The 21,033-nt window shown below is 66.4% G+C and carries 16 protein-coding genes and 1 riboswitch; of the genes, 13 read left to right on the top strand and 3 right to left on the bottom strand.

Annotated elements, in window-relative coordinates:
* Positions 1-275: 275 nt before the first annotated feature.
* Positions 276-1,037, bottom strand: coding sequence for a precorrin-6A synthase (deacetylating) (gene cobF, locus ACMGG8_RS23420; protein WP_108542748.1), 762 nt, complete (start codon positions 1,035-1,037; stop codon positions 276-278).
* An 81-nt stretch (positions 1,038-1,118) separates the two neighbouring features.
* Positions 1,119-1,682 carry a histidine phosphatase family protein gene (locus ACMGG8_RS23425; RefSeq protein ID WP_108542746.1) on the bottom strand — a complete coding sequence of 188 codons (564 nt, stop codon included), beginning with the start codon at positions 1,680-1,682 and terminating at the stop codon, positions 1,119-1,121.
* Between the two features lie 212 nt (positions 1,683-1,894).
* Between ACMGG8_RS23425 and ACMGG8_RS23430 the strand changes: the two genes are divergently transcribed.
* The 11 genes from ACMGG8_RS23430 to ACMGG8_RS23480 all read left to right on the top strand — a co-directional run bounded on the left by ACMGG8_RS23430 (position 1,895) and on the right by ACMGG8_RS23480 (position 16,493).
* Positions 1,895-3,874 carry an EAL domain-containing protein gene (locus tag ACMGG8_RS23430; RefSeq protein ID WP_414158528.1) on the top strand — a complete coding sequence of 660 codons (1,980 nt, stop codon included), beginning with the start codon at positions 1,895-1,897 and terminating at the stop codon, positions 3,872-3,874.
* Positions 3,875-5,075: 1,201 nt separating this feature from the next.
* Entirely contained in the window at positions 5,076-5,930 is an 855-nt protein-coding gene (locus ACMGG8_RS23435) for a MurR/RpiR family transcriptional regulator (protein WP_060838565.1), read from the top strand.
* A gap of 2 nt (positions 5,931-5,932) precedes the next feature.
* Positions 5,933-6,577, top strand: a complete 645-nt coding sequence (locus tag ACMGG8_RS23440; protein WP_060838564.1) for an isochorismatase family cysteine hydrolase — start codon at positions 5,933-5,935, stop codon at positions 6,575-6,577.
* Entirely contained in the window at positions 6,574-7,929 is a 1,356-nt protein-coding gene (locus tag ACMGG8_RS23445) for a glutamine synthetase family protein (RefSeq protein ID WP_414158529.1), read from the top strand. Before ACMGG8_RS23440 ends, ACMGG8_RS23445 begins: the two co-directional genes overlap by 4 nt.
* Positions 7,913-8,665 (top strand): N-formylglutamate amidohydrolase, encoded by a 753-nt coding sequence (locus ACMGG8_RS23450; RefSeq protein WP_060838562.1) that lies wholly within the window; start codon positions 7,913-7,915, stop codon positions 8,663-8,665. Before ACMGG8_RS23445 ends, ACMGG8_RS23450 begins: the two co-directional genes overlap by 17 nt.
* Positions 8,666-8,849: 184 nt before the next feature.
* Positions 8,850-10,199: an APC family permease gene (locus ACMGG8_RS23455; RefSeq protein WP_129406777.1), complete on the top strand. Its 1,350-nt coding sequence runs from the start codon at positions 8,850-8,852 to the stop codon at positions 10,197-10,199.
* A 168-nt stretch (positions 10,200-10,367) separates the two neighbouring features.
* Positions 10,368-11,384, top strand: coding sequence for an arginine N-succinyltransferase (locus tag ACMGG8_RS23460; RefSeq protein ID WP_414158530.1), 1,017 nt, complete (start codon positions 10,368-10,370; stop codon positions 11,382-11,384).
* 49 nt (positions 11,385-11,433) lie between these two features.
* Positions 11,434-12,474: an arginine N-succinyltransferase gene (locus ACMGG8_RS23465; RefSeq protein ID WP_414158531.1), complete on the top strand. Its 1,041-nt coding sequence runs from the start codon at positions 11,434-11,436 to the stop codon at positions 12,472-12,474.
* A 61-nt stretch (positions 12,475-12,535) separates the two neighbouring features.
* Positions 12,536-12,739: riboswitch (cobalamin riboswitch) on the top strand.
* Between the two features lie 97 nt (positions 12,740-12,836).
* Positions 12,837-14,813, top strand: a complete 1,977-nt coding sequence (locus ACMGG8_RS23470; protein ID WP_414158532.1) for a TonB-dependent receptor plug domain-containing protein — start codon at positions 12,837-12,839, stop codon at positions 14,811-14,813.
* An 11-nt stretch (positions 14,814-14,824) separates the two neighbouring features.
* The gene (locus tag ACMGG8_RS23475) at positions 14,825-15,577 is read left to right on the top strand and encodes a (2Fe-2S) ferredoxin domain-containing protein (protein WP_060838557.1); all 753 of its coding nucleotides are present in this window, start codon (positions 14,825-14,827) and stop codon (positions 15,575-15,577) included.
* On the top strand, positions 15,570-16,493 hold the full coding sequence (locus tag ACMGG8_RS23480) for an ABC transporter substrate-binding protein (protein WP_414158533.1): 924 nt from the start codon (positions 15,570-15,572) through the stop codon (positions 16,491-16,493). The genes ACMGG8_RS23475 and ACMGG8_RS23480 overlap by 8 nt, the downstream gene beginning before the upstream one ends.
* 167 nt (positions 16,494-16,660) lie before the next feature.
* On the opposite strand, the gene ACMGG8_RS23485 is transcribed toward ACMGG8_RS23480, so the two are convergent.
* Positions 16,661-17,743: a diguanylate cyclase gene (locus tag ACMGG8_RS23485; protein WP_414158534.1), complete on the bottom strand. Its 1,083-nt coding sequence runs from the start codon at positions 17,741-17,743 to the stop codon at positions 16,661-16,663.
* A gap of 303 nt (positions 17,744-18,046) precedes the next feature.
* Here ACMGG8_RS23485 and ACMGG8_RS23490 point away from each other — a divergent pair, with 303 nt between their 5' ends.
* Positions 18,047-19,441, top strand: coding sequence for a VOC family protein (locus ACMGG8_RS23490; protein ID WP_414158535.1), 1,395 nt, complete (start codon positions 18,047-18,049; stop codon positions 19,439-19,441).
* Positions 19,442-19,582: 141 nt separating this feature from the next.
* Complete coding sequence (locus tag ACMGG8_RS23495; RefSeq protein ID WP_414158536.1) at positions 19,583-20,986, top strand: FAD-binding protein; 1,404 nt, start codon at positions 19,583-19,585, stop codon at positions 20,984-20,986.
* Positions 20,987-21,033: the final 47 nt, after the last annotated feature.

The following is a 21,033-nucleotide window of genomic DNA, read 5'->3' on the forward strand; positions in this document are numbered from 1 at the left end:
GCGGCAAATTGTGTTTATGCGACAAATACTTACAAAAACCCTGCGCCTGCGTCCGCGTGCCTCTGCCAGCGCCCCGACACCGTGCATTTTCGTTGAACAACCCGACATTCGCCGCACAACGGTGCATGTTCACCGCCACATCCCGCCGCCGGCACAGGCGCGATGAGCGCACGCCACGGCCCTTTGCCGGCAACGCTGGGCACCGCCCGCGGTAGCGGTCGGCGGCTTGGCGGCTTGGCGGCTTGGCGGCCCAGGATGCGCTGCCAGGCCGGCGACTAGGGCTCCGGTTTACGCAGCAGGTAGGTGTCCATGATCCAGCCATGCGTCTCCCGCGCCTGGCGCCGGACCCGCTGGATCTGGTCGGCGACCTCGTCGAGCCGCCCGGAAATGAGGATCTCGTCCGCGGTGCCCAGGTAGGCGCCCCAGTAGATGTCCAGATCCTGATTGCGCAGTTGGCAATAGGCATCCTCGGCATCCAGCATCACCACCCGGCTGTCGGCCGTTCCGGCCTGCCCCGCCGCCAGACGGCGGCCGGTGGTGATTTCCAGCGAGCGGCCGATGCGGTTGAGCGGCACCTTGTGCTGGGCGGCCAGGGCCTGGACGCTGGTGATGCCGGGGATCACCTGATAGTCGAACTGCGCCGCGCCACTGGCCAGGATCTGCTCCAGGATGCGCAAGGTGCTGTCATACAGCCCGGGATCGCCCCAGACCAGGAAGGCCCCGGTCTGCCCCGGCTCCAGTTCCTCGTTGATCAGGCGTTCGAAGATCCGCTGCTTGTCACGGTTCAGCGCCTGCACGCTGGCCGGGTAGTCCACGTCGCCACGCTGACGCTCGGGCGTCTGTGCTTCGACGAAGCGATAAGGGCGCTCGGTGAGGTAGCGTTGGCACAGCTCGCGGCGCAGATCGAGCAGTGAATCCTTGCTCGGGCCCTTGTCCATCAGAAACACCAGGTCGCAGCGGTTCAGCGCCTTGATCGCCTGGATGGTGATGAAATCGGGGTTGCCGGCACCGATGCCGATGACCAGAAGGGTTTTCATGGGGTCGGGTTCTCGCTGTTGAGCCTGGGGACAGTATGGGCGGTGCGGCGCGACCGAGAAATGCGCCGCCGGGCCCGGTGCTCAGTCACGGCCATCCAGGCGCAGGCGCCAGCGCCCGGCGTGGCTCAGGTCGAGGCGGCCCAAAGGCTCGATGTCCAGCAGGTTGAAACTGCTCAGGGGCGCCTGCAGCACCTGGAGCATGGCGGCGCGGATCACCATGGGATGGGTCACTGCCAGCCAGTGCCCGGGTTGCTGGGCCATCTGCTCCAGCCACTGCGCCACGCGCCGGCACAATTGGACCCGCGATTCTCCCCCCGGCGGCGCGCACTGCGGGTCTTCGAGCCAGGCCTGCAAGGCCTGGGGCTCTCGCGCTTGCAATTCGGCAAGGCGCAGCCCCTGCCAGGCGCCGAAACCACAGTCGCGCAGGGCCTCCTGCACCTGCGGCGCGGCGCTGAACAACGCAGCGGTCTGCCGGGTGCGCCGCTCCGGTCCGCAGAGCACCCGCAGCCCGGGCTTGAAGGCCGCCGCCCGACTCAGGGCCTGGGCCTGCCAGTCGATGTCCAGGGCTTCGTCCAGGGGCAGGCGCGCCTGCTTCTGGGCGGCGGTACGGGCATGGCAGATCAGGGTCAGGCGGGTGGCCGGCAATGGGGCGATCTCGACACAGGACAAGCGGGGCTGAAACGGGGTTGTAGCACGATGACCGGGGAAAAAACCAACGGCGAACACTGGAAAGCTCTCATAAAAATCAAGAATAAACTCCCCCCAAAAAAAGAATCAGCTGATAGGCCACCCAGGCACCGCAATCTTATCCTCCAGCCCTCCTCCACGTTTCGATCCAACCAGGCACCTAGACAACCATGCACAGCGGTATCTGGGAGCACCTCTCCCTCGACCTGGCGCTCAACACGTCGCTCCTGCCGATCATCCTCCTGCAATACGTGGCCATGGTAGGGATCTTCAGCACCCTGCTGATGCTGCGCGAGGACGCCCAGCGCCTGATCCAGTCGAAGAAAGTGCTGCTGGGGTCGATCCTCGGTGCCAGCAACGTCGCGTTGATCGCCCTGGCCTCGCAGTTCATGCAAGCCCCGATGAAAGTGTTCCTGAGCAACGACATGCTGTTTCTTGCCGGCTTGCTGGGCGGCTGGTGGGGCGGCCTGACCTGCCTGGCACTGGTGGCGCTGGCGCGTTTCTGGATTGCCGGCGCCGAACTGTTTGCCGAAGCCCTGTTCAGTTTCAGCATGATGACCCTGGGCGGCGTGCTGCTGCATCGCTGGTTCGAGTCGCGCAACCTGCGGTCCCTGCGCCTCAAGGACATGACCCCGGTGGTGCTGATGCGGATCGGCGCGGCCATTGTGCCGATACAGCTGATCGACTGGTTCGGCAGCGTCGATTCCGCCGTCACCGCACAGTTGCTGTCCCTGCGCATCAGTTCGACCCTGCTCTCCCTGCCGCTGATCATCCTGATCCTCGCCATGCTGCGCCGCGAGACCCGCTACCAGCAGGCGCAGCAGCGTCTGCTGCAACAGGCGCTGACCGATTCGACCACGCAACTGCCCAATCGCCGGGCCCTGAGCATCTACCTGGAACGACTGCTGCAACGCAACGGGCACAGGCTCGGGCAGCACACCCTGCTGGTGATCAAGATCGGCAACCTCAAGGATCTGGTGGCCATCCACGGTCACGACTGGACCGATCAGTTGCTGGTCGCTCTGGCGCAGCAGTTCAGGGACGGAGCGGCCCGGCATGTCCTGCAGGCCGCCACCGAGCCCAGCCCCTTCATGTTTTCCGACCTGAGCCTGGCCCTGGCCCTGCCGGACTGCTCCATCCACCAGGTCGAGGAGTCGGCGCTGCTGGCCACCCTGCAGATGACCCTGCAGGCCAGCCTGCCCGGCGACGGCGGGCTGTCGCCCACACTGCAGTTCTGCGTGATCGATGCCTGCGCCGGCGGCAGCCCCAACATCACCTTGCGCAACATCAGCCTGGCGCTGGAGGACAGCCGCCAGCCGGTGCGCTACCTGCACCAGTCGCTGATCGAACAGGCCCAGAACAACGAACGCATCCGCCAGCAACTGCTGGAATGGGTCCGCTCCAACCACCCGCCTCTGCACTACCAGCCGAAGTTCTGCCTGAGCCGGCGCACGGTGATCGGCGCCGAAGCGCTGCTGCGGGCCCGGGATGAAAAGGGTGAAAACATTTCCCCGCTGCTGATTCTGGAGGTGATCCGCCATCACGACCTGCTGCATGCCTTCGAATGGGCGACCATCGAAACGGTGATCCGCGATGCCCGGCGCTACATCGACGCCGGCTTGCCGGGGCCCCTGGCGGTGAACGTCTCGGCCTCGACCCTGAGCGATGCCAACTTTGCCGTGCTGCTGATACGGCGCCTCAAGGAGAGCGGCCTGCCCGGCCACCGCCTGGCCCTGGAACTGACCGAAAACACCCTGCTGCAGGACACCCGCCAAGTGGCCCACAACATGCTCCTGCTCAAGGACCACGGCGTGACCCTGTCCCTGGACGACTTTGGCACCGGCTATTCGGCGCTGAGCATTCTGGCCAAATACCCCTTTGCGGAAGTGAAGATCGACCACTCGATGATCTCGCTGCTGCATTACGAACGGATGCGCACCGCGGTCACCATCGCCCAGGAAAGCGCCCGCCTGTACCAGGCGACGCTGACCGCCGAAGGGGTCGAGACCCAAGAGCAGATCGATATTCTGCGGAGCATTGGCATTGGCTGTGCCCAGGGGTATTTCTTCTCGCCGGCGGTGCCTCTGGAGCAATTGATTGAACTGGGGATCGAGTGTGAGCGCGGGCAGGGTGAAAGGTGGGGGCAGTGATGGGGGGGGTGCCTTTTGCGCTGGTGGGATCGGGGGGCATATCCGTTGCTGCGGGTGCGGCCACCTGGGGGGCGCTCTTTTAGCTAGTGGGACGGTGTACATATCCGTTGCTGCGGTCACGGCCGCTTAGGGTTTCGCTCTTACAGCGAGTGGGACGGGGTGCATATCCGTTGCTGCGGTCACGGCCACTTAGGGTTTCGCTCTTACAGCGAGTCACTTTGAAACCCGGAATGCCGGCCAGCCCAAAGTAACCAAAGGCTCCTGCCCCTCCACTCGGTGCCTCGCTGGGGCTCGGCATGCCCGAACGAAGGCATTGATCCGTGGGCCGCCGCAATGGGCCATCCATGGCCCAGTGCGGCTAACCCGGCGTCCTGCCGGGTTAGCCACGGCTCAATGCCTGCGTTCGGCCATCGTGTCTAAAGGGGCAGGAAGATCAAAAGCCAGATCAAAAACAAAAACAAAATCTGAATGCGGCCTGCCGGCCAACCTGTTTCATCGCCATTCGCATTACATGTAGCCGCTGCCGCAGGCTGCGAACGGCTCCGTAGGAGACGCTAAACCTGCATACCCACTGTTCCTGAACCACCGCGCCGCCTGGTTTTGCGAGCGCGAGCGCTCGTTCGCAGCCTGCGGCAGCGGCTACAAGGAACCAGCCTGCGCACCTGGGTTTTGGCGTTGGCTTTTGATCTTGATCTTGATCTTCAGGCCCCTTCCCAGCAGGCCGAGCGCAGGCGTTGCGTAGGGGGCAGCTCGGCAGGGATGCCGAGCTAGCCGCCACCCGGCCATGGATGGCCGGTTGGCGGCGGGCCCCCGGAGCAATGCCGGAGCTCGGGCACCCCGAGCCCCAGCGAGGGGCCGTATGGAGGGGCAAGACTTTTTGCTTACTTTTGTGTCGTTTGACAAAAGTGAGTCGCCGTAAGGGCGAAACCCTAAGTGGCCGTGACCGCAGCAACGGATATGTACCCCGTGGCACAGCCCCCTAAAGACGAAACCACCAGCAGCCACACCCTCAGCAACGGATATCCCCCCATCCCACCCACTGCAAGAGCCCCCCTACCCCTGCCCCCCGGCCCCCAACCCCGCCCCATTTCAGGGCATTTTGCTATCAAGCAACTTTTCACTAGACATGTAGCGTCTATTACATAAATATCAATTTCACCTTTTCATGAAATAAAACCGACATCACGTTCCAAGGCACCCGATGCCCTCTCTCAAAGACCTGATCACCGACTCGGCCCTCGACCTGACGCCCGCGGAGCGCAAGGTGGTGCGTGCGCTGCTCGACCACTACCCGCGCAACGGCCTGGGACCGATGTCGCGCCTGGCGGAACACGCCGGGGTCAGTGACCCGACCATAGTGCGGCTGGTGAAGAAGCTCGGTTTCAGCGGCTACGGCGAGTTCCAGGAAGCCCTGCTCAGTGACATGGACGACCGCCTGCGGTCCCCCAGCACCCTGCTCCGCCCCCGGGCGCAAGTGGCCCAGGGCGACACCTGGGGCCGCTACCTGGCGGACAGCCAGCGCGCCCTGCAGGACACCCAGGCCCTGACCCAGCCCGAAGACGTGCGCGTCCTCGTGGACTGGCTGCAGGACAGCCGCCACGCGGTGTACTGCTTCGGTGGACGCTTCAGCAGCTTCCTCGCCCACTACCTGCTCAACCACCTGCGCCTGATGCGCCCCGGCTGCCTGTTGCTGGAGGACAATGCACAACTGCCGGACCGTCTGTTCGATATCCAGCGCCAGGACCTGGTGCTGCTGTTCGACTACCGCCGCTATCAGTCCCAGGCCCTGCGGGTGGCCAGCGCGGCCAAGGCGCGCCATGCCCGGGTGGTGCTGTTCACCGACATCTACGCCTCGCCGCTGCGCGAGCTGGCCGACCTGATCATCAGCGCCCCGGTGGAGTCCCTGTCGCCATTCGACACCCTGGTGCCGGCGCTGGCCCAGGTCGAGGCGCTGATCGCCTGCCTGACCCCGCGCAGCGCCCATCTTGATCAACGCCTGGAGGGTATCGATGCCCTGCGGGCGCAATTCGATACCCATGTGCTGGAGGAAAAATAAGGATGTTCAGCCTGCCCCACCGTTCGCCCCGGGACCTGCCCTTCGTTGTCGATCACACCGCCCTGCTGCTGGTGGACATGCAGCGGGCGTGGCTGGAGCCGCAGTTCGACCCGCACTTGCAGGAGCCCGAGGGCCAAGCCTTTTTGCAGCGCGCCCGGCAACAGGTGATTCCCAACCAGCAACGCCTCCTGGCCGCGGTACGCGAAGCGCGGCAGAACGTGCTGCACACCCTTATCGAAAGCCTGACCGCCGACGGCCGTGACCGCTCCCTGGATCACAAGCTGTCGAACATGCACCTGCCCAAGGGCAGCCCCCAGGCGGCAATCATCGACGAGCTGACGCCGGTGGAAAATGAGATCGTGCTGCCCAAGACCTCCTCCGGGGTGTTCAACTCCACCAACATCGACTACGTGCTGCGCAACCTGGAAACCCGCCACCTGATCGTCGCCGGGATCGTCACCGACCAGTGCGTAGACATGGCGGTGCGCGACGCCGCCGACCGCGGCTACCTGGTGACCCTGGTGGAAGACGCCTGCGCCACCTACAGCGACGCCCGGCACCAAGCCTGCCTCAACGCGATCAAGGGCTACTGCTGGATCACCGACACCGACACCGTGCTCGGCCGCCTGCGGGAGATCCGCGGATGAGCCGCGGCCAGGGCATCGAGGCCCTGACGCCCGTGGCCATGACCAGCATCGTCACCACCGACCTGATCGGCGTCACCCGGGGCCGTTCCTTTCCCAGCGACGAACTGGAGCGCTACCGCCTCGGCGGCTGCGGCTGGGTGCCGGCCAACAGCGCGCTGACGCCCCAGGACCTGATCGCCGAGGACAACCCCTGGGGCGCCTACGGCGACCTGCGGCTGATTCCCGACCTGGACAGCCGGGTCACTGTCGGTGCCGGACCGGATGCCACGGCCGCACCCCTGGACTTCATTCACGCCGACATCTGCGAGACCGATGGCCGGCCCTGGGCCGCCTGCCCGCGCACCCTGCTGCGCAACGAGGTGGCACGTTACCGTGAACTGGGCATCCAGATCACCGCCGCCTTCGAGCACGAGTTCAACCTCGACAGCGGCAGCGCTCAGCGCGAGCACCTGGCCTTCTCCCTGGAGGCCCAGCGCCAGGGCGCGGCCTTCGGTGGCTGGCTGCTGTCGGCATTGCGGGCGGCCGGAGTCGAGCCGGAAATGTTCCTCCCCGAATACGGCAAGCAGCAATACGAGATCACCTGCCGCCCGACCCAGGGCCTGGCCGCCGCCGACCGCGCGGTGAACGTGCGCGAGATCACCCGGGAAATCGCCCGGCAGTTGGGGCAGCGGGTCAGCTTCGCCCCCAAGACCGCCGCCGACGCGGTGTGCAACGGCGTGCACCTGCACCTGAGCCTGCAGGACCTGGACGGCACCCCGCTGCTCTACGATCCCCAGGCGGTCAGCGGCGACGACCTGTCGCGGCTGGGCCAGCACTGGGCCGCCGGGGTGCTCAAGCACCTGCCGGCGCTGTGCGCCTTCACCGCGCCGACGCCGCTGTCCTACGAGCGCCTGCAACCCCATCACTGGAGCGCCTCCTACGCTTGCCTGGGCCTGCGCAACCGCGAAGCCTCGCTGCGCATCTGCCCCACCGTGGACATCGGCGGCAAGCCCCTGGCGCCGCAGTACAACCTGGAATTCCGTGCCCTGGACGCCACCGCCTCGCCACACCTGGCCATGGCGGTGATCCTGATCGCCGGACGCCTGGGCATTGAACAGAAGCTGCCCCTCAATGCGGTGACCGACAAGGTCCCCGATGAGCTGAGCGCCGAACAGCGCCTGGCCAGCGGCATCGTGCCCCTGCCGGGCAGCCTGCCCCAGGCCCTGGATTACCTGCGCAGCAACACGGAGTTGCTGCAGGCTCTGCCGGAACCGCTGCTGAGCACCTACTTCGCCGTCAAACAAAAGGAAGTGTCCCTGACCGAGCACCTGACCGCTGCCGAACTCTGTGAGCACTATGGACACCTGTACTAAATCCGCCGAGCACGGTTTCTACACCGAGCCGGCCTACCGCCTGCTGCGGGAAGACTCCGAGCATCCGCTGATCCTGGTGTGCGAGCACGCCAGCCACTACATTCCACCGCCCCTGCACGACCTGGGCCTGGACAAGGTGGCGGCCCGCGAGCATATCGCCTGGGACCCGGGCGCCCTGGAACTGGCCCAGAGCCTGTCCCAGGCCCTGGGCGCGACCCTGATCGCGGCCAACTATTCGCGCCTGCTGATCGACCTCAACCGGCCGCGCCACGCCCCCGACAGCATCCCGCTGCAGAGCGAGATCTATCAGGTGCCGGGCAACCAGCACCTGGACGAGGCGACCCGCGAATACCGCCGCCAGCAGCTGTTCACGCCGTTTCACCAGCGTCTGCAGCGCATCATCGACCGGCGCCTGGCCGCCGGCCGCGAAGTGCGGGTGGTGGGGATCCACAGCTTCACGCCGATCTACTACAGCCAGCCGCGCTCACTGGAAGTCGGCGTGCTGTATGGCAACGCCACCGCCTACGCCGCGCGAATACTGGAAGGTTTGTGGACCCTGCCGATAAAGGTGGCGGGCAACCAGCCTTATGAAATCGACCCCTTGAGCGACATGACCGTGCCGGTGCACGGTGATGCCCGGGGCCTGGAATCGGTGCTGATCGAGGTGCGCAACGATCTGCTGCGCAGCCCCGAGGCCGTGCAGTGCTGGAGCGACCGCCTGGCACCGCTGCTGTAACCCGGATAGCAAGAGGATTGAACGCAACCAAGACCGTTTGCCGGACGGCAACGACAACAAGAAAACAAGCTGTGGTGTGTCTTTAACCCTGCCAGGTTCAAACACAGTCCGGCGCACGAGGTGTCCATGACGACCCTCGGCGCCGACTTCGTCCACTTACATTGGCTACAAGGAGAACCGCTTCATGGAGATTGAAGAATTCGGCTACAAACAGGAACTCAAGCGCGGGCTGAGCCTGCGTGACCTGGTGGTCTACGGGATGATTTTCATGATCCCGATCGCCCCGTTCGGGGTCTACGGCTACGTCAACCAGGAAGCCCCGGGCATGGTGCCCCTGGCGTACATCATCGGCATGGTGGCGATGGTCTTCACCGCCCTGAGCTACGGCGCCATGGCCCGCGCCTTTCCCATTGCCGGCTCGGTGTATTCCTACGCCCAGCGCGGCCTCAACCCGCATGTCGGCTTTCTCGCCGGCTGGCTGATGCTGCTGGACTACCTGCTGATCCCGCCGCTGCTCTACGTCTATGCCGCCATGGCGCTCAACCACCTGTACCCGGAAGTGCCCAAGGTCGGCTTCATCCTGGCGTTCCTGGTCAGCGCCACCTTCGTCAACCTGCGGGGCATCACCTTTACCGCGCGGATGAACATCCTGTTCCTGCTGGCGCAGCTGGTGGTCCTGGGGATCTTCCTTTTCTACGCCTGGAACGCCCTGCACGGGGGTGCCGGCAACGGCCAGCTGACCCTGGCGCCGCTGTACAGCCCGGACCACTTCCACTTCGGCATGCTGATGCAGGGCGTGTCGATCGCGGTGCTGTCGTTCCTCGGCTTCGACGCCATCTCGACGCTCGCCGAAGAGGTCAAGGGCGATCCCGGCCGCAGCGTCGGTCGCGCCGCGCTGATCACCCTGGTGGTGATGGGCGCGATCTTCGTGGTGCAGACCTGGATCGCCACGGACCTGGCCGCCGGCATGGGCTTCAAGTCCGCCGACACCGCCTTCTACGAGATCGCCGAACTGGCCGCCGGCAGCTGGCTGGCGACCCTCACCGGGGTGGCCACGGCGCTGGCCTGGGGCGTGGCGGTGGCCATCACCTCGCAAGCCGCGGTGTCGCGCCTGCTGTTCGGCATGGCGCGGGACGGCAAGCTGCCCAAGGTGCTGGCCAAGGTGCACCCGAAACACAACACCCCGCACATCAGCATCTACCTGGTGGCGGTGCTGTCGCTGCTGATCTGCTACCTGTTCATCAACTCGGTGGACACCCTGACGTCGCTGGTCAACTTCGGCGCCCTGAGTGGCTTCATGCTGCTGCACATCACGGTGATCAACTTCTACTGGCGCCGGCAGAAATCCGGCCAGGTGCTGCGTCACCTGGTCTGCCCGGTGATCGGCTTCGTGATCGTCTGCGCCATCATGTACAACATGGGCGTGGACGCGCAGAAACTCGGCGCCATCTGGATCCTCGCCGGGCTGGTCTACCTGTTCCTGTTGAACAAGCTGGGCAGCGCCGCGGCCCTGCCCGATCCGCTCAAGCCATAAGCCCCCAGCGCGGCGCCGGATGGCGTCGCGCGCCCCCGAGAGCCGCCGTCAAGAGCGGCCCGGGGACCGGCCGCCGGATGCCGCGGCCGTGCAACTGCGTGGTCACCGACAGTGATGTCTGGCCGATGTTCGCCCCGGGCGAACGGCCCTTGATACAGGAGTACACCCATGCTGGCCTTGCGTCCGGTGGCGTTATCCGATCTGCCTCAATTGCTGCGTCTGGCCGGCGCACGCCTGCTGGGCGTGACTTCGCTGGTGGATGACGAAACCTGCCTGCGGGAGAAGATCCTCGACTCCCTGGCGTCCTTCGCCAAGGTCGAGGCCCGCCAGGGTCCGGAAAACTACTTTCTGGTGCTCGAGGACCAGGACAGCGGCCAACTGCACGGCTGCTCGGACATCCTCGCCACCGCCGGCTTTGCCACGCCCTTCTACAGCCTGCGCAACCGCCCCTTCATCAGCAGCTCGCGAGAGCTGAACATCGAACACGCCGTGCCGACCCTGTCGCTGTGCCAGGACCTCAGCGAACAGACCCTGCTACGCAGCTTCCATGTCGATCCGGCGCTGGCGGGCACGCCCCAGGCGCAACTGACCTCCCGCGCGCGCCTGCTGTTCATCGCCGCGCATCCCTGGCGCTTTGCCGACAGTTGCATCAGCGAGATCGTCGGCTACAGCGACGCCGCCGGCCAATCGCCCTTCTGGGCAGCGGTGGGCCAGCACTTCTTCGACCTGCCCTATGTCGAGGCCGAACGCCTGTGCGCCTTGCAGGGCCGCGGCTTTCTCGCCGAACTCATGCCCCAGTACCCGCTGTACATCCCGATGCTGCCGCAGCCGGCCCAGGACTGCATCGGACGCATTCACCCAGCAGCCCGGGAGGCCTGCGACATCCTCGTCGACGAAGGCTTCGCGCCCACCCAGTACGTCGACCTGTTCGATGCCGGCCCGACCCTGCAGGCCCGCAACAACCAGCTACGCTCGATCATTCAGAGCCGGGTCGCGATCAGTTACCTGAGCCCGCAGAGCGGCCAGGGCCGCCACTGGCTGCTGAGCAACGACCGGCTGCAGGGCTTTCGCGCGATTGTCGTGCCCCTCGACGAAGCCCCGGGCGACGTGGTCGGCCTGGATCACTCGATGTTCCAGGCCCTGCAATTGACACCGGGCGAGCCGGTGCGCGGGGTGGCGTTATGAGCCGGCCCCGGTTTTACCGCTGCCCCCGGCAGCGCCAAGGAGCGGTGCCATGATCGTCCGTCCGGTGCGCGTCAGCGATCTGCAGGCGCTGCTGAAGCTGCTGCAAGGCAGCTGTCGCGAGTTGAACAACCTCTCCACCGACCCCGAGCGCCTGGCTCATCGGCTGCGCTGGGCCCAGCGCACCTTCGCCAACCAGGTGGAACGGGCCGATGCCGACTACCTGTTCGTGCTCGAGGACGACGACCAGCAAGTGATCGGCGTCTGCGCCCTGAGCGGCGCCATCGGCCTGCGCGAGCCCAGCTACAACTACCGGCTGGGCATCACCCGCGGCCGCGTCCCGGAGCTGGGCATCGACAAAGAGATTCCGACCCTGTTCCTGTGCAACGAGATGACCGGGCAATCCCTGCTCTGCTCGCTGTACCTGCGCCACGACCAGCGCCAGGGCTACACCGGGCGCCTGCTGTCCACCGCGCGCCTGCTGTTCGTCGCCGAATACCCGCAGCTGTTCGGCGACAAACTGGTGGCCGAGCTACGGGGCCAGCTCGACAGCCAGGGCCGTTCGCCGTTCTGGGACAGCCTGGGGCGGCACTTCTTCAAGATGGACTTCCAGCAGGCCAATCGCCTGTCCAGCCAGGGCGGCAAGTCCTTCATCTCCGAACTCATGCCGCGCCAGCCGCTGTACACCTGCCTGCTCAGCCCCGACGCCCAGGCCGCCATCGGCCAGGCCCACCACAGCACCGAACAGGCGGTCAGCATCCTGCGGGACGAAGGCTTCAACCATCAGGGCTGCATCGACATCTTCGACGGCGGGCCGCTGATCGAGGCCGAGGTGACGAAGATCCGCAGCGTGCGTGAAAGCCAGATCCTGCCCCTGCTGGTAGGCACCCCGGACGCGCAGGCGCCGATGTGGCTGATCCACAACCGGCGCCTGGAGAACTGCCGCATCACCGCCGCTCCCGGGCGCCTGGTGTCCGGTTGCCTGCTGGTGGACCGCCTGACCGCCAAGCGCCTGCAATTGCAGCCCGGCGACACCGTCAGGGCGGTGCAAGCGGCAAGCTCCAAGCGGCAAGCTCCAAGCAACAGCTTCTAGATCGCAGCTTTTATCTTGCAGCTTGCCGCTTGCCGCTTGGAGCTCGCCGCTTTGCTGCGTAACATGCCGTCCAGTTTCAGGTGCCTCATGCCGCCGTGCATGAGGTGAAACGGGAAACCGGTGCGCCCCTTAAGGGCTAGTCCGGTGCTGCCCCCGCAACGGTAAGCGAGTGCTGCATTCAATACGCCACTGTACCCAAGGTATGGGAAGGCGAATGCCGCCACACTCGTCAGCCCGGAGACCGGCCTGAAACCTGTGTTTGGCAATCCTGCGGTGGGCGGGCATGGGCCGGTAAGGTCGCGTGCCCGTGGCCGATACCTTCTCCTGCGTGCTTCCCGAAGACACTTTCGAGAAGACCAAGAATGACAACACCTGACACCTTCCGCGTGCGCCCCTTGGCCACGCGTCGCCGCACGCCATGCGGCGCCTTGCTCGGCTGCCTGTTCAGCCCCCTGCTGCTGGCGGACGACACGCCGCTGACACTGGAGCCGCAGTCGATTTCTGCCCCTTCGGTGGAGTCCACCGCCGTGGCTGAAATGGCCCGCTACGGCAGCAAGCTGGAGATCATCGATCGCCAGCAGATCGAACGCGCCGGCCCCAGCAGCGACATCACCCGGGTCCTGCAGATGTACGTGCCCGGGCTATACGTGGCGCCCAAGAATGGCCCGTTCGACTACGGCACCTATTCCCTGCTGGGGGGGCGCAACGACGACACCCTGATCCTGCTGGACGGCGTGCGCCTGAACAACCGCCTGTACGGCGGCCTGTACCTGGACACCCTGCCGGCCAACGCCATCGAGCGCATCGAGGTGCTCAAGGGCGGCCAGAGCCTGCTGTTCGGCACCCAGGCGGTGTCCGGGGTGATCAACATCGTCACCCGCAGCCCGCAGACCCGTGACGTCTCCGGCGAGGTCAACCTGGGCCTGGACAGCTTCATGGGCAGAAGCGGCGATGCCCGCGCCGAACGCATCGTCAGCAACGGCCTGGGCGACCTGGGCCTCTTGGCCTATGTCAGCCACAACGTCTCCGACGGCTACCAGCCATTTCGCAACAGCGCCTACAGCCCCAGCACCCGGGACAAGAAACGCGGCTATGAAGTGACCACCTTCGGCGCCAAGGCGATCCAGGGCTTTGCCGACGACTCGCGGCTGGAGCTGTTCTACCAGTACAGCGACGCCAACCTGGATTTCGCCCGCCCGCTGAACAACAAGAAGACCACCAACGACCGCATCCAGCACATCGCCACCGCGACCTTCGAGCAGCGCCTGGACCAGCGCTTCAGCTACTTCGTCAAAGGCCATGTCAACGACTGGGACACCCGCTACACCCGCATCAACAGCACCACCAGCGGCGCCACCCAGGTGATCAACCACAACGACTACTGGGGCTTCACCGACTGGGGTCTGCAGGCCGAGGGCAAGGCCGAACTGGACGGCGGCCATGTGCTGGTGTTCGGCAGCGACAACCAGTGGTTCAAGGGCCAGGACGACGTGCTCAAGATCGACGACAACAGCGCCCAGGCCAACGCCCTCTACGCCCAGTTGCGCCCGGTCGTGGCAGCCCTGCCCGACTGGCACCCGAGCATCGGCGTGCGGCACGAGAAGATCAGCGGCGGCGAAAGCGCCACGGTGGGCATGCTCACCTCGCTGTATGACCTCTCGCCCCACTGGCAACTGCGCGGCCAGTTCGGCAGTGCCTTCAAGCTGCCCAACGCCGAGCAACTGTTCGCCAACGAGGAGGATGAAAAGGGCAACCGCCAGCTCAAGCCGGAAAAGAGCGTGAATGCCGAGCTGGGCCTGGACTACAAGGGCAGCCTGCTGGCCGGCGACTTCAACGCCAGCGGCACGCTGTTCCAGCGCAAGATCGACGACCTGATCGCCCTCGACGGCATCGACTGGGTCAATGGCGACGGACGGATCAAGGTCCGCGGCATCGAGGTCGATGGGCGCTGGCAGTTCAGCCCGCAATGGACCCTCTCGGCGGACATGACCCGCAACCTGGTGCAGTCGCGCAACGGCGTGACCCTGAGCAACATCCCCGGCTTCTTTGCCCGCTCGCGGCTGGGCTTCGAGTCCCTGGACCGTATGTGGGGCGTGGGCGGGGCAATCCGCTACATCGGCCAGATCGACAGCCCGAAGCAGATCGACTACGGCCACTACTCGGTGGTCGACGCCGATGCCTATCGCTACCTCGACCCGGCCCAGCAGCATCGCCTGAGCCTGCTGGTGGAAAACCTCTTCGACCGCGACTACAGCACCAGCATCGCCAGCAACAACCCGCGGGTGGATAACCTGGGGCGACCCTTGACCACCGAGCTGCGCTACACCTACCGCTTCTGAGGACGACGACCATGCACAAGGATTATCAACGCGTGCTGTTCGTCGGCCCCGGCCTGAACAGCGGGGCCCTGGGCGAGGCGTTTCGCCGCGAGCTTGCGCTGCTGCGGGGCATTGACGCCGGCACCCGGGTGATCGACACCCTGGACGGCTTCGACAGCCTCTGGGCCGCCATTGACGAGCCCTTGCACGAGAACGGCGCGGCGCTGCTGGTGGTGGACCTGGAGCCCAGCTCCGACAGCGCCTACCTGGATTGGCTGCGCGACGAACTGGGGCGCCTGGCCCGCGCCCACCCGCAAGCGCCGCAACTGTGGGTCACCGCCCAGGCCCTGGGCCGCCGCGGCCTGGACGCGGCCCTGGCCTGCGCCAGCATCGACCAGCGCGAGCGCCATCTGCCCTGCGACAAGGTCAACGCGGTGCCCAGCGACCCGGACTGGTCGCGGGTGCCGCCCCATGCCCGCCAGGTGTTCCTCTGCACCGGCCCGCGCTGCGTGCGGCGCGGCGCCCTGGCGTTATGGAAAACCCTGCGCCGAGAACTGCTGCGCCTGGAGCACATGGAGACACCCGGTGGCGTGCTGCTGACCCGTACCGCCTGCCAGTTCCCCTGCAACCTGGGGCCAGTGTTGACGGTGCACCCGGATGGCTGCTGGTACCGGGTCGCCGACGACGCCCAGGTGCTGCGCCTGGTGCAGGAACACCTACTGGCAGGCGCGCCGGTGGCGGACCTGCTGATTCCCTCGCCTTACGCAGGCGCGACAGATGCCTAGAACGACCACCATCGCCCCGCTGCTCGGCCTCCTGCTCGGTCTGGCCGGCACGCCAGCCCTGGCGACCCCCTATGAAAACTGCGGCCAGCGCTGGGAAATCGCCGCGCCGCCCCAACGCATCGTCGCCCTCAACCAGCACAGCGCCGACCTGCTGCTGGCCCTGGGCGCCGGGCCGTCGCTGATCGGCGTGGCCTACCTGGACGACGATGCCGGCGCCGACGGGCACTACCACGGCGTACCGGTGATCGCCCGGCAGTACCCGTCGGCGGAGGTGCTCTACAGCCTCAAGCCCGACCTGGTGGTGGGCGGCTTTGCCTCGGCGTTCCCTGAGTCCTTCAGTTCCCGGCAGCGCCTGGGTGCTATCGGCGTGGCCAGCTACCTGCTGGAGTCGGCCTGCGCCGGGCACAACGAGGACTACTTCGGGCATATCCGTCACGACCTGCTGACCCTGGGCCGGCTGTTGCGCCAGGACGCCCGGGCCGCGCAACTGATCGCCGAGCAGCAGGCCGACCTCGATGCGGCGGCGGCCCTGTATCAGGGGCGCGACAGGCCTGCGGTGTTCTACCTCGACAGCGAGGTCAACGGCCTGGCCAGCCAGGGGCGGCGCGGTTTTGTCGGGGTATTGCTGCAGGCCGCCGGCGCGCGCAACAGCTTCGCTGCCATCGACCGCCCGCGCCTGACGGTCGACAGCGAAACCCTGCTGAGCAACGACCCGGACGTGCTGCTCCTGGCGGACGCCCTGTGGTCACCGGCCACGCGCAAACGCCAGCTGCTGCAGCGTGACCCGGTGCTGTCGCGGCTGCGGGCGGTGCGCGAGGACCGGCTGATCGACATCCCCTTCAGCCAACTGGTGCCGGGCATCGCCAGCGGCCGCAGCGCCCTGGAGCTGGCCCGGCGCCTGCACCCCACCCCGTAGGCGCCGGCTTGCCGGCGAAGCGAGCACCGCCAACCCCGCGACGCGCCACCCGACGCCTTCGCGGGCAAGCCCGCTCCTACAAGCCGGCTTGCCGGCGAACGGAACACCGCCAATCACACGGCCTACCTGCCGACGCTTTCGCCGGCAAGCCCGACAAGAGGCAGGTATTACAGAGGATTCAACACCCTGCGCGATGGCTGTTCCGGCCGATGGCAGTTGACGTTGTTGCGACCGCCGCTCTTGGCCACGTACAAGGCCTGATCGGCATCGTTGAGCCAGTCCATGGCTTCGCCATGCCCGGGACTGAAGGCCGCCAGGCCAATGCTCAGGCTGACCTGCAAGGCCGGGCTCTGTTCATCCCCCAGGCTCGCAAAACGTCCGCGCAAGGCCTCCATCCGTTCGGCGGCCTGCTCCAGGGGCACATCCGGGAGGATCACGCAGAACTCATCGCCGCCATAACGCCCGGCCTGATCGCTGGCCCGCAGGTTCTGCCTGAGGATCTTGCTCAACTGGCGCAGCACCCCATCCCCGGCCACATGGCCGTAGGTGTCGTTGATGGCCTTGAAGTGATCGATGTCGATCAGGGCGATGGCGCCGCCGCGCCCCTGGCGCGTGCAGCGCTGGAACTCGATTTCCAGCTGGTCCTTCCAGGCCCCGTGATTGAGCAGCCCGGTCAGGCTGTCGGTGCGACTCAGGGCCAGCAGCTCGCGCTTGTGCCGCCCCAGGGTGGCCGCCTGGCGGTAGCAGATGTAACCCAGGGTCATGGGGTACAGGGTCAGCATCGGCAGACAGGCGTACAGCTGCAGCGGCGTGGTCTGGGCGACGAAGGACAGGCCGAACAGCCACAGGCCCAGGCCAACGCCCAGGACCTGGGCCAGGCTGCCGGCGAGAAAGAAGCGCACCCCGCCCAGGGCGATGTTGTTCATCGCCATCATCCCCAGGGTGGTGGCCAGCGGCAGCGGATTGAAGTGCATGGCCGCGACCCAGAACCCGCCGAGCAAGGAGTCCACCAGCAGGTTGCGGTACTCGGCGCGAAACGGCACCCGCGACCAGCGCGCCCACTGATAGGCCAGGTGCGGCCAGACCAAGGCGTTGCACAGCATCAGCCCCCAGACCCAGGGCGCCGGTTGCAGCGGCCACATCCCGGCGGCCACGCACAGCAAGCCCAGGCTCAGGCCCAGAATCCGCGATTTATACAGCCTCCTGGCCAATGACAGTCCCTTTCCTCTGGTGTACTGCGCAGGGGCCAAGTTGCCTCCGTCCAGCGATGGGAAAGATGCGCGAGCGATAGCGGCGGGATCGACCGGTGCAAGTCTAGACACACGGTTCCAAAACGCCATCAGTGTACACAGCCTGCCCGCTCCGGTCGGGCCCGCTGAGCGGGAATCTGCCAGCCCGCCCCGACAGGCGCTGCGAGCCAGCGGCCCCATGCATTCGTTTGCAGAATGAAGTTCAGAGGAAACTTCGTTTGTCAGCCCCGGCACCGGCCAGCAGAATCGAGGCCGATCCGTACCTCTCTCGCTTCGATATCCACTGCCACGGGAACCCTGTCCATGAGCAACCAGCGCTTCGTCAGTCCTGACCTGATCCGCCAGGGATTTTCCCGGGCGATGTCGGATATGTACCGCGAGGAGGTGCCGCTCTACGGCGCCCTGATGACCCTGGTGGCCCAGGTCAATGCCCAGGTCCTGGAGCAGCAGCCGGCGATCGCCCAACACCTGCAGCGCAGCGGCGAACTGCAGCGCCTGGACCTGGAGCGCCACGGCGCCATCCGCGTCGGCACCGCCGCGGAGCTGGCGACCCTGGCCCGGTTGTTTGCGGTGATGGGCATGCAGCCGGTGGGCTACTACGACCTGACCCCGGCCGGGGTGCCGGTGCATTCCACGGCCTTTCGCGCGGTCCACGAAGAAGCCCTGCAGGTCAGCCCGTTCCGGGTCTTCACCTCGCTGCTGCGCCTGGAACTGATCGACAACCCGGATCTGCGGCGCTTTGCAGAACAGGTGCTGTCCCGACGCCAGATCTTCACTCCCCAGGCGCTGGAACTGATCCAGCAGGCCGAGGCCGACGGCGGCCTGGACGCCGAGGATGCCGAGGCGTTTATCCGCCAGGCCCTGGAAACCTTCCGCTGGCACCACCACGCCACGGTGACCGCCGCCCAGTACGCCAGCCTCAGCGCCCAGCACCGGCTGATCGCCGACGTGGTGGCGTTCAAGGGCCCGCACATCAATCACCTGACCCCGCGCACCCTGGACATCGATGAAGTGCAACGGCTGATGCCCGCGCACGGCATCACCCCCAAGGCGGTGATCGAGGGCCCGCCGCGCCGGGACTGCCCGATCCTGCTGCGCCAGACCAGTTTCAAGGCCCTGGAGGAACCCGTGGCCTTCAGCGACCAGACCGACACCCAGGGCAGCCACAGCGCGCGTTTTGGCGAGATCGAACAGCGCGGCGCGGCGCTGACTCCCAAGGGCCGCGAGCTCTACGACCGCCTGCTGAACGCCGCCCGCGACGCCCTCGGCGACTTCCCCACCGAAGCCAACGCCCAGCGCTACAACCAGCTGATGCAAGAGCACTTCAGGGCGTTTCCCGACAGCCACCCGGCCATGCGCGAACAGGGCCTGGCGTACTTTCGCTACTTCGTCAGCGAAGCCGGGCTCGCGGCCCGCGCCGAGCCCCAGCGCCCCACCACCCTGCCGGCCCTGCTGGCAGCCGGCCACCTGGGCTTCGAGCCCCTGGTCTATGAGGATTTCCTGCCGGTGAGCGCCGCCGGGATCTTCCAGTCCAACCTGGGTGACGACAGCCAGAGCCACTACGCCGAGCACTCCAACCGCCAGGCCTTTGAAAACGCCCTGGGCCGCGCCACCCTCGACGAGCTGCAGCTGTACGCCCAGACCCAGCAACGCTCCCTGGAGCAGTGCGCCGCCACCCTCGGCCTGCCGACGCTGTAAGCCGCGCCCGGCATCGACCCAGGGGTCGATGCCGCCCTCCCCCCGGTGCGTTCGCCCATGGTCACGGAGCCGCCGCGGCGTTATTCTGCCGCCATTTGCGCCCCTCCGGCGGCGCGCCACCAACAGGGATGGACACGGCGAATGAGATTCGCGATCGGCCTGTTTTTATGCGCGGCACTCTGCAATACACTCACCACCCACGCCGCAGAAACCGTCAACGACATCACCCAGCTCAACCCCATCGTGGTCGATCAGGTGGTGCGCCCCACCACCCTGGAGCAGATCGTCAAGCAGGTGGCCGAGCACCCCGGGCCCATCGCCATCGGCGGCGGGCGCTACAGCATGGGCGGCCAGACCGCCACCGAGCACGCCCTGCAGATCGACATGCGCGGCTTCAACCAAGTGCTCGACTTCTCCAAAGAGCGCAAGGAAATCACCGTGCAGCCGGGCATCACCTGGCGCGCCGTGCAGGACTACATCGACCCCCACGACCTGTCCGTGAGCATCATGCAGAGCTACGCCAACTTCACCGTCGGCGGCGCCCTGAGCGTCAACGCCCATGGCCGCTACATCGGCTACGGCCCGCTGGTGAGCTCGGTGAAAGCCATCAAGCTGGTGCTGGCCGACGGCCAAGTGGTGGACGCCAGCCCGCAGCACAACAGTGAGCTGTTCTACGGCGCCATCGGCGGCTACGGCGGCCTGGGGGTGATCGTCCAAGCCACCCTGCACCTGAGCGACAACGTGCGCCTGCTGCGCAGCGTCGACGAAATGCCCCTCGGCGACTACCGGCCCTACTTCCAGGCCCGGATCCACAACAACCCCAAGGTCATCCTGCACAACGCCGTGCTCTACCCCGACCGGTACCAGACCCTGCGCGCGGTGTCCTACAGCCAGACCGAGCTGCCGGTCACGGTCAAGGAACGCCTCACGCCCCTGGACCAGAACTACTGGAAAGAACAGAAGGCCCTGAAAGTGGTGAGCCAGTGGCCCGGCGGCAAGACCCTGCGCCAGGAAGTGATCGACCCCCTGGTGCTGAAGAAACCGCAAGTGTCCTGGCGCAACCACGAAGCCAGCCTCGACGTGCGCGAACTGGAACCCGAGTCCCGGGCCCAGCGCACCTACGTGCTGCAGGAATACTTCGTGCCCCCCGACCAGTTGGAAAGCTTCATCCAGGAGATGGGCGCGACCCTGCGGGCGCACAAGGTCAACGTGATCAACCTGTCGATCCGCCACGCCAAGACCGACCCCGGCACCCTACTGGCCTGGGCCAAGACCGAAGTCTTCGCCCTGGTGCTGTACTACCAGCAGAGCACCGCGCCGGAGGAACGCAAGGAAGTCGGCGAATGGACCCGCGCCCTGGTGGACAGCGCCATCCAGCACGGCGGCAGCTACTACCTGCCGTACCAGATCCACGCCACGGCGCAGCAGTTTCGCGCGGCCTATCCACGGGCCGGGGAGTTTCTCGCGTTGAAAGCCCGGGTCGATCCGCAGAACAAGTTCCGCAATAAGTTGTGGGATGCGTATGGGGTGGGGGCGCGGCCTTGAGCGCTTGAGTGCAAGCACGCTGTTCAATCATCAGCCGCGTCCAGGGT

Source organism: Pseudomonas sp. BNK-45, assembly GCF_047456255.1.
Taxonomy (GTDB): Bacteria; Pseudomonadota; Gammaproteobacteria; order Pseudomonadales; family Pseudomonadaceae; genus Aquipseudomonas.

Excerpts from the sequence above, each read along its gene's own strand:
- ACMGG8_RS23440 (WP_060838564.1), top strand. The coding sequence starts at position 5,933 with ATGTTCAGCCTGCCCCACCGTTCGCCCCGGGACCTGCCCTTCGTTGTC.
- ACMGG8_RS23495 (WP_414158536.1), top strand. The coding sequence starts at position 19,583 with ATGAGATTCGCGATCGGCCTGTTTTTATGCGCGGCACTCTGCAATACA.
- ACMGG8_RS23470 (WP_414158532.1), top strand. The coding sequence starts at position 12,837 with ATGACAACACCTGACACCTTCCGCGTGCGCCCCTTGGCCACGCGTCGC.
- ACMGG8_RS23445 (WP_414158529.1), top strand. The coding sequence starts at position 6,574 with ATGAGCCGCGGCCAGGGCATCGAGGCCCTGACGCCCGTGGCCATGACC.
- ACMGG8_RS23480 (WP_414158533.1), top strand. The coding sequence starts at position 15,570 with ATGCCTAGAACGACCACCATCGCCCCGCTGCTCGGCCTCCTGCTCGGT.
- ACMGG8_RS23475 (WP_060838557.1), top strand. The coding sequence starts at position 14,825 with ATGCACAAGGATTATCAACGCGTGCTGTTCGTCGGCCCCGGCCTGAAC.
- ACMGG8_RS23465 (WP_414158531.1), top strand. The coding sequence starts at position 11,434 with ATGATCGTCCGTCCGGTGCGCGTCAGCGATCTGCAGGCGCTGCTGAAG.
- ACMGG8_RS23455 (WP_129406777.1), top strand. The coding sequence starts at position 8,850 with ATGGAGATTGAAGAATTCGGCTACAAACAGGAACTCAAGCGCGGGCTG.
- ACMGG8_RS23490 (WP_414158535.1), top strand. The coding sequence starts at position 18,047 with ATGAGCAACCAGCGCTTCGTCAGTCCTGACCTGATCCGCCAGGGATTT.
- cobF (WP_108542748.1), bottom strand. The coding sequence starts at position 1,037 with ATGAAAACCCTTCTGGTCATCGGCATCGGTGCCGGCAACCCCGATTTC.
- ACMGG8_RS23435 (WP_060838565.1), top strand. The coding sequence starts at position 5,076 with ATGCCCTCTCTCAAAGACCTGATCACCGACTCGGCCCTCGACCTGACG.
- ACMGG8_RS23460 (WP_414158530.1), top strand. The coding sequence starts at position 10,368 with ATGCTGGCCTTGCGTCCGGTGGCGTTATCCGATCTGCCTCAATTGCTG.
- ACMGG8_RS23450 (WP_060838562.1), top strand. The coding sequence starts at position 7,913 with ATGGACACCTGTACTAAATCCGCCGAGCACGGTTTCTACACCGAGCCG.
- ACMGG8_RS23430 (WP_414158528.1), top strand. The coding sequence starts at position 1,895 with ATGCACAGCGGTATCTGGGAGCACCTCTCCCTCGACCTGGCGCTCAAC.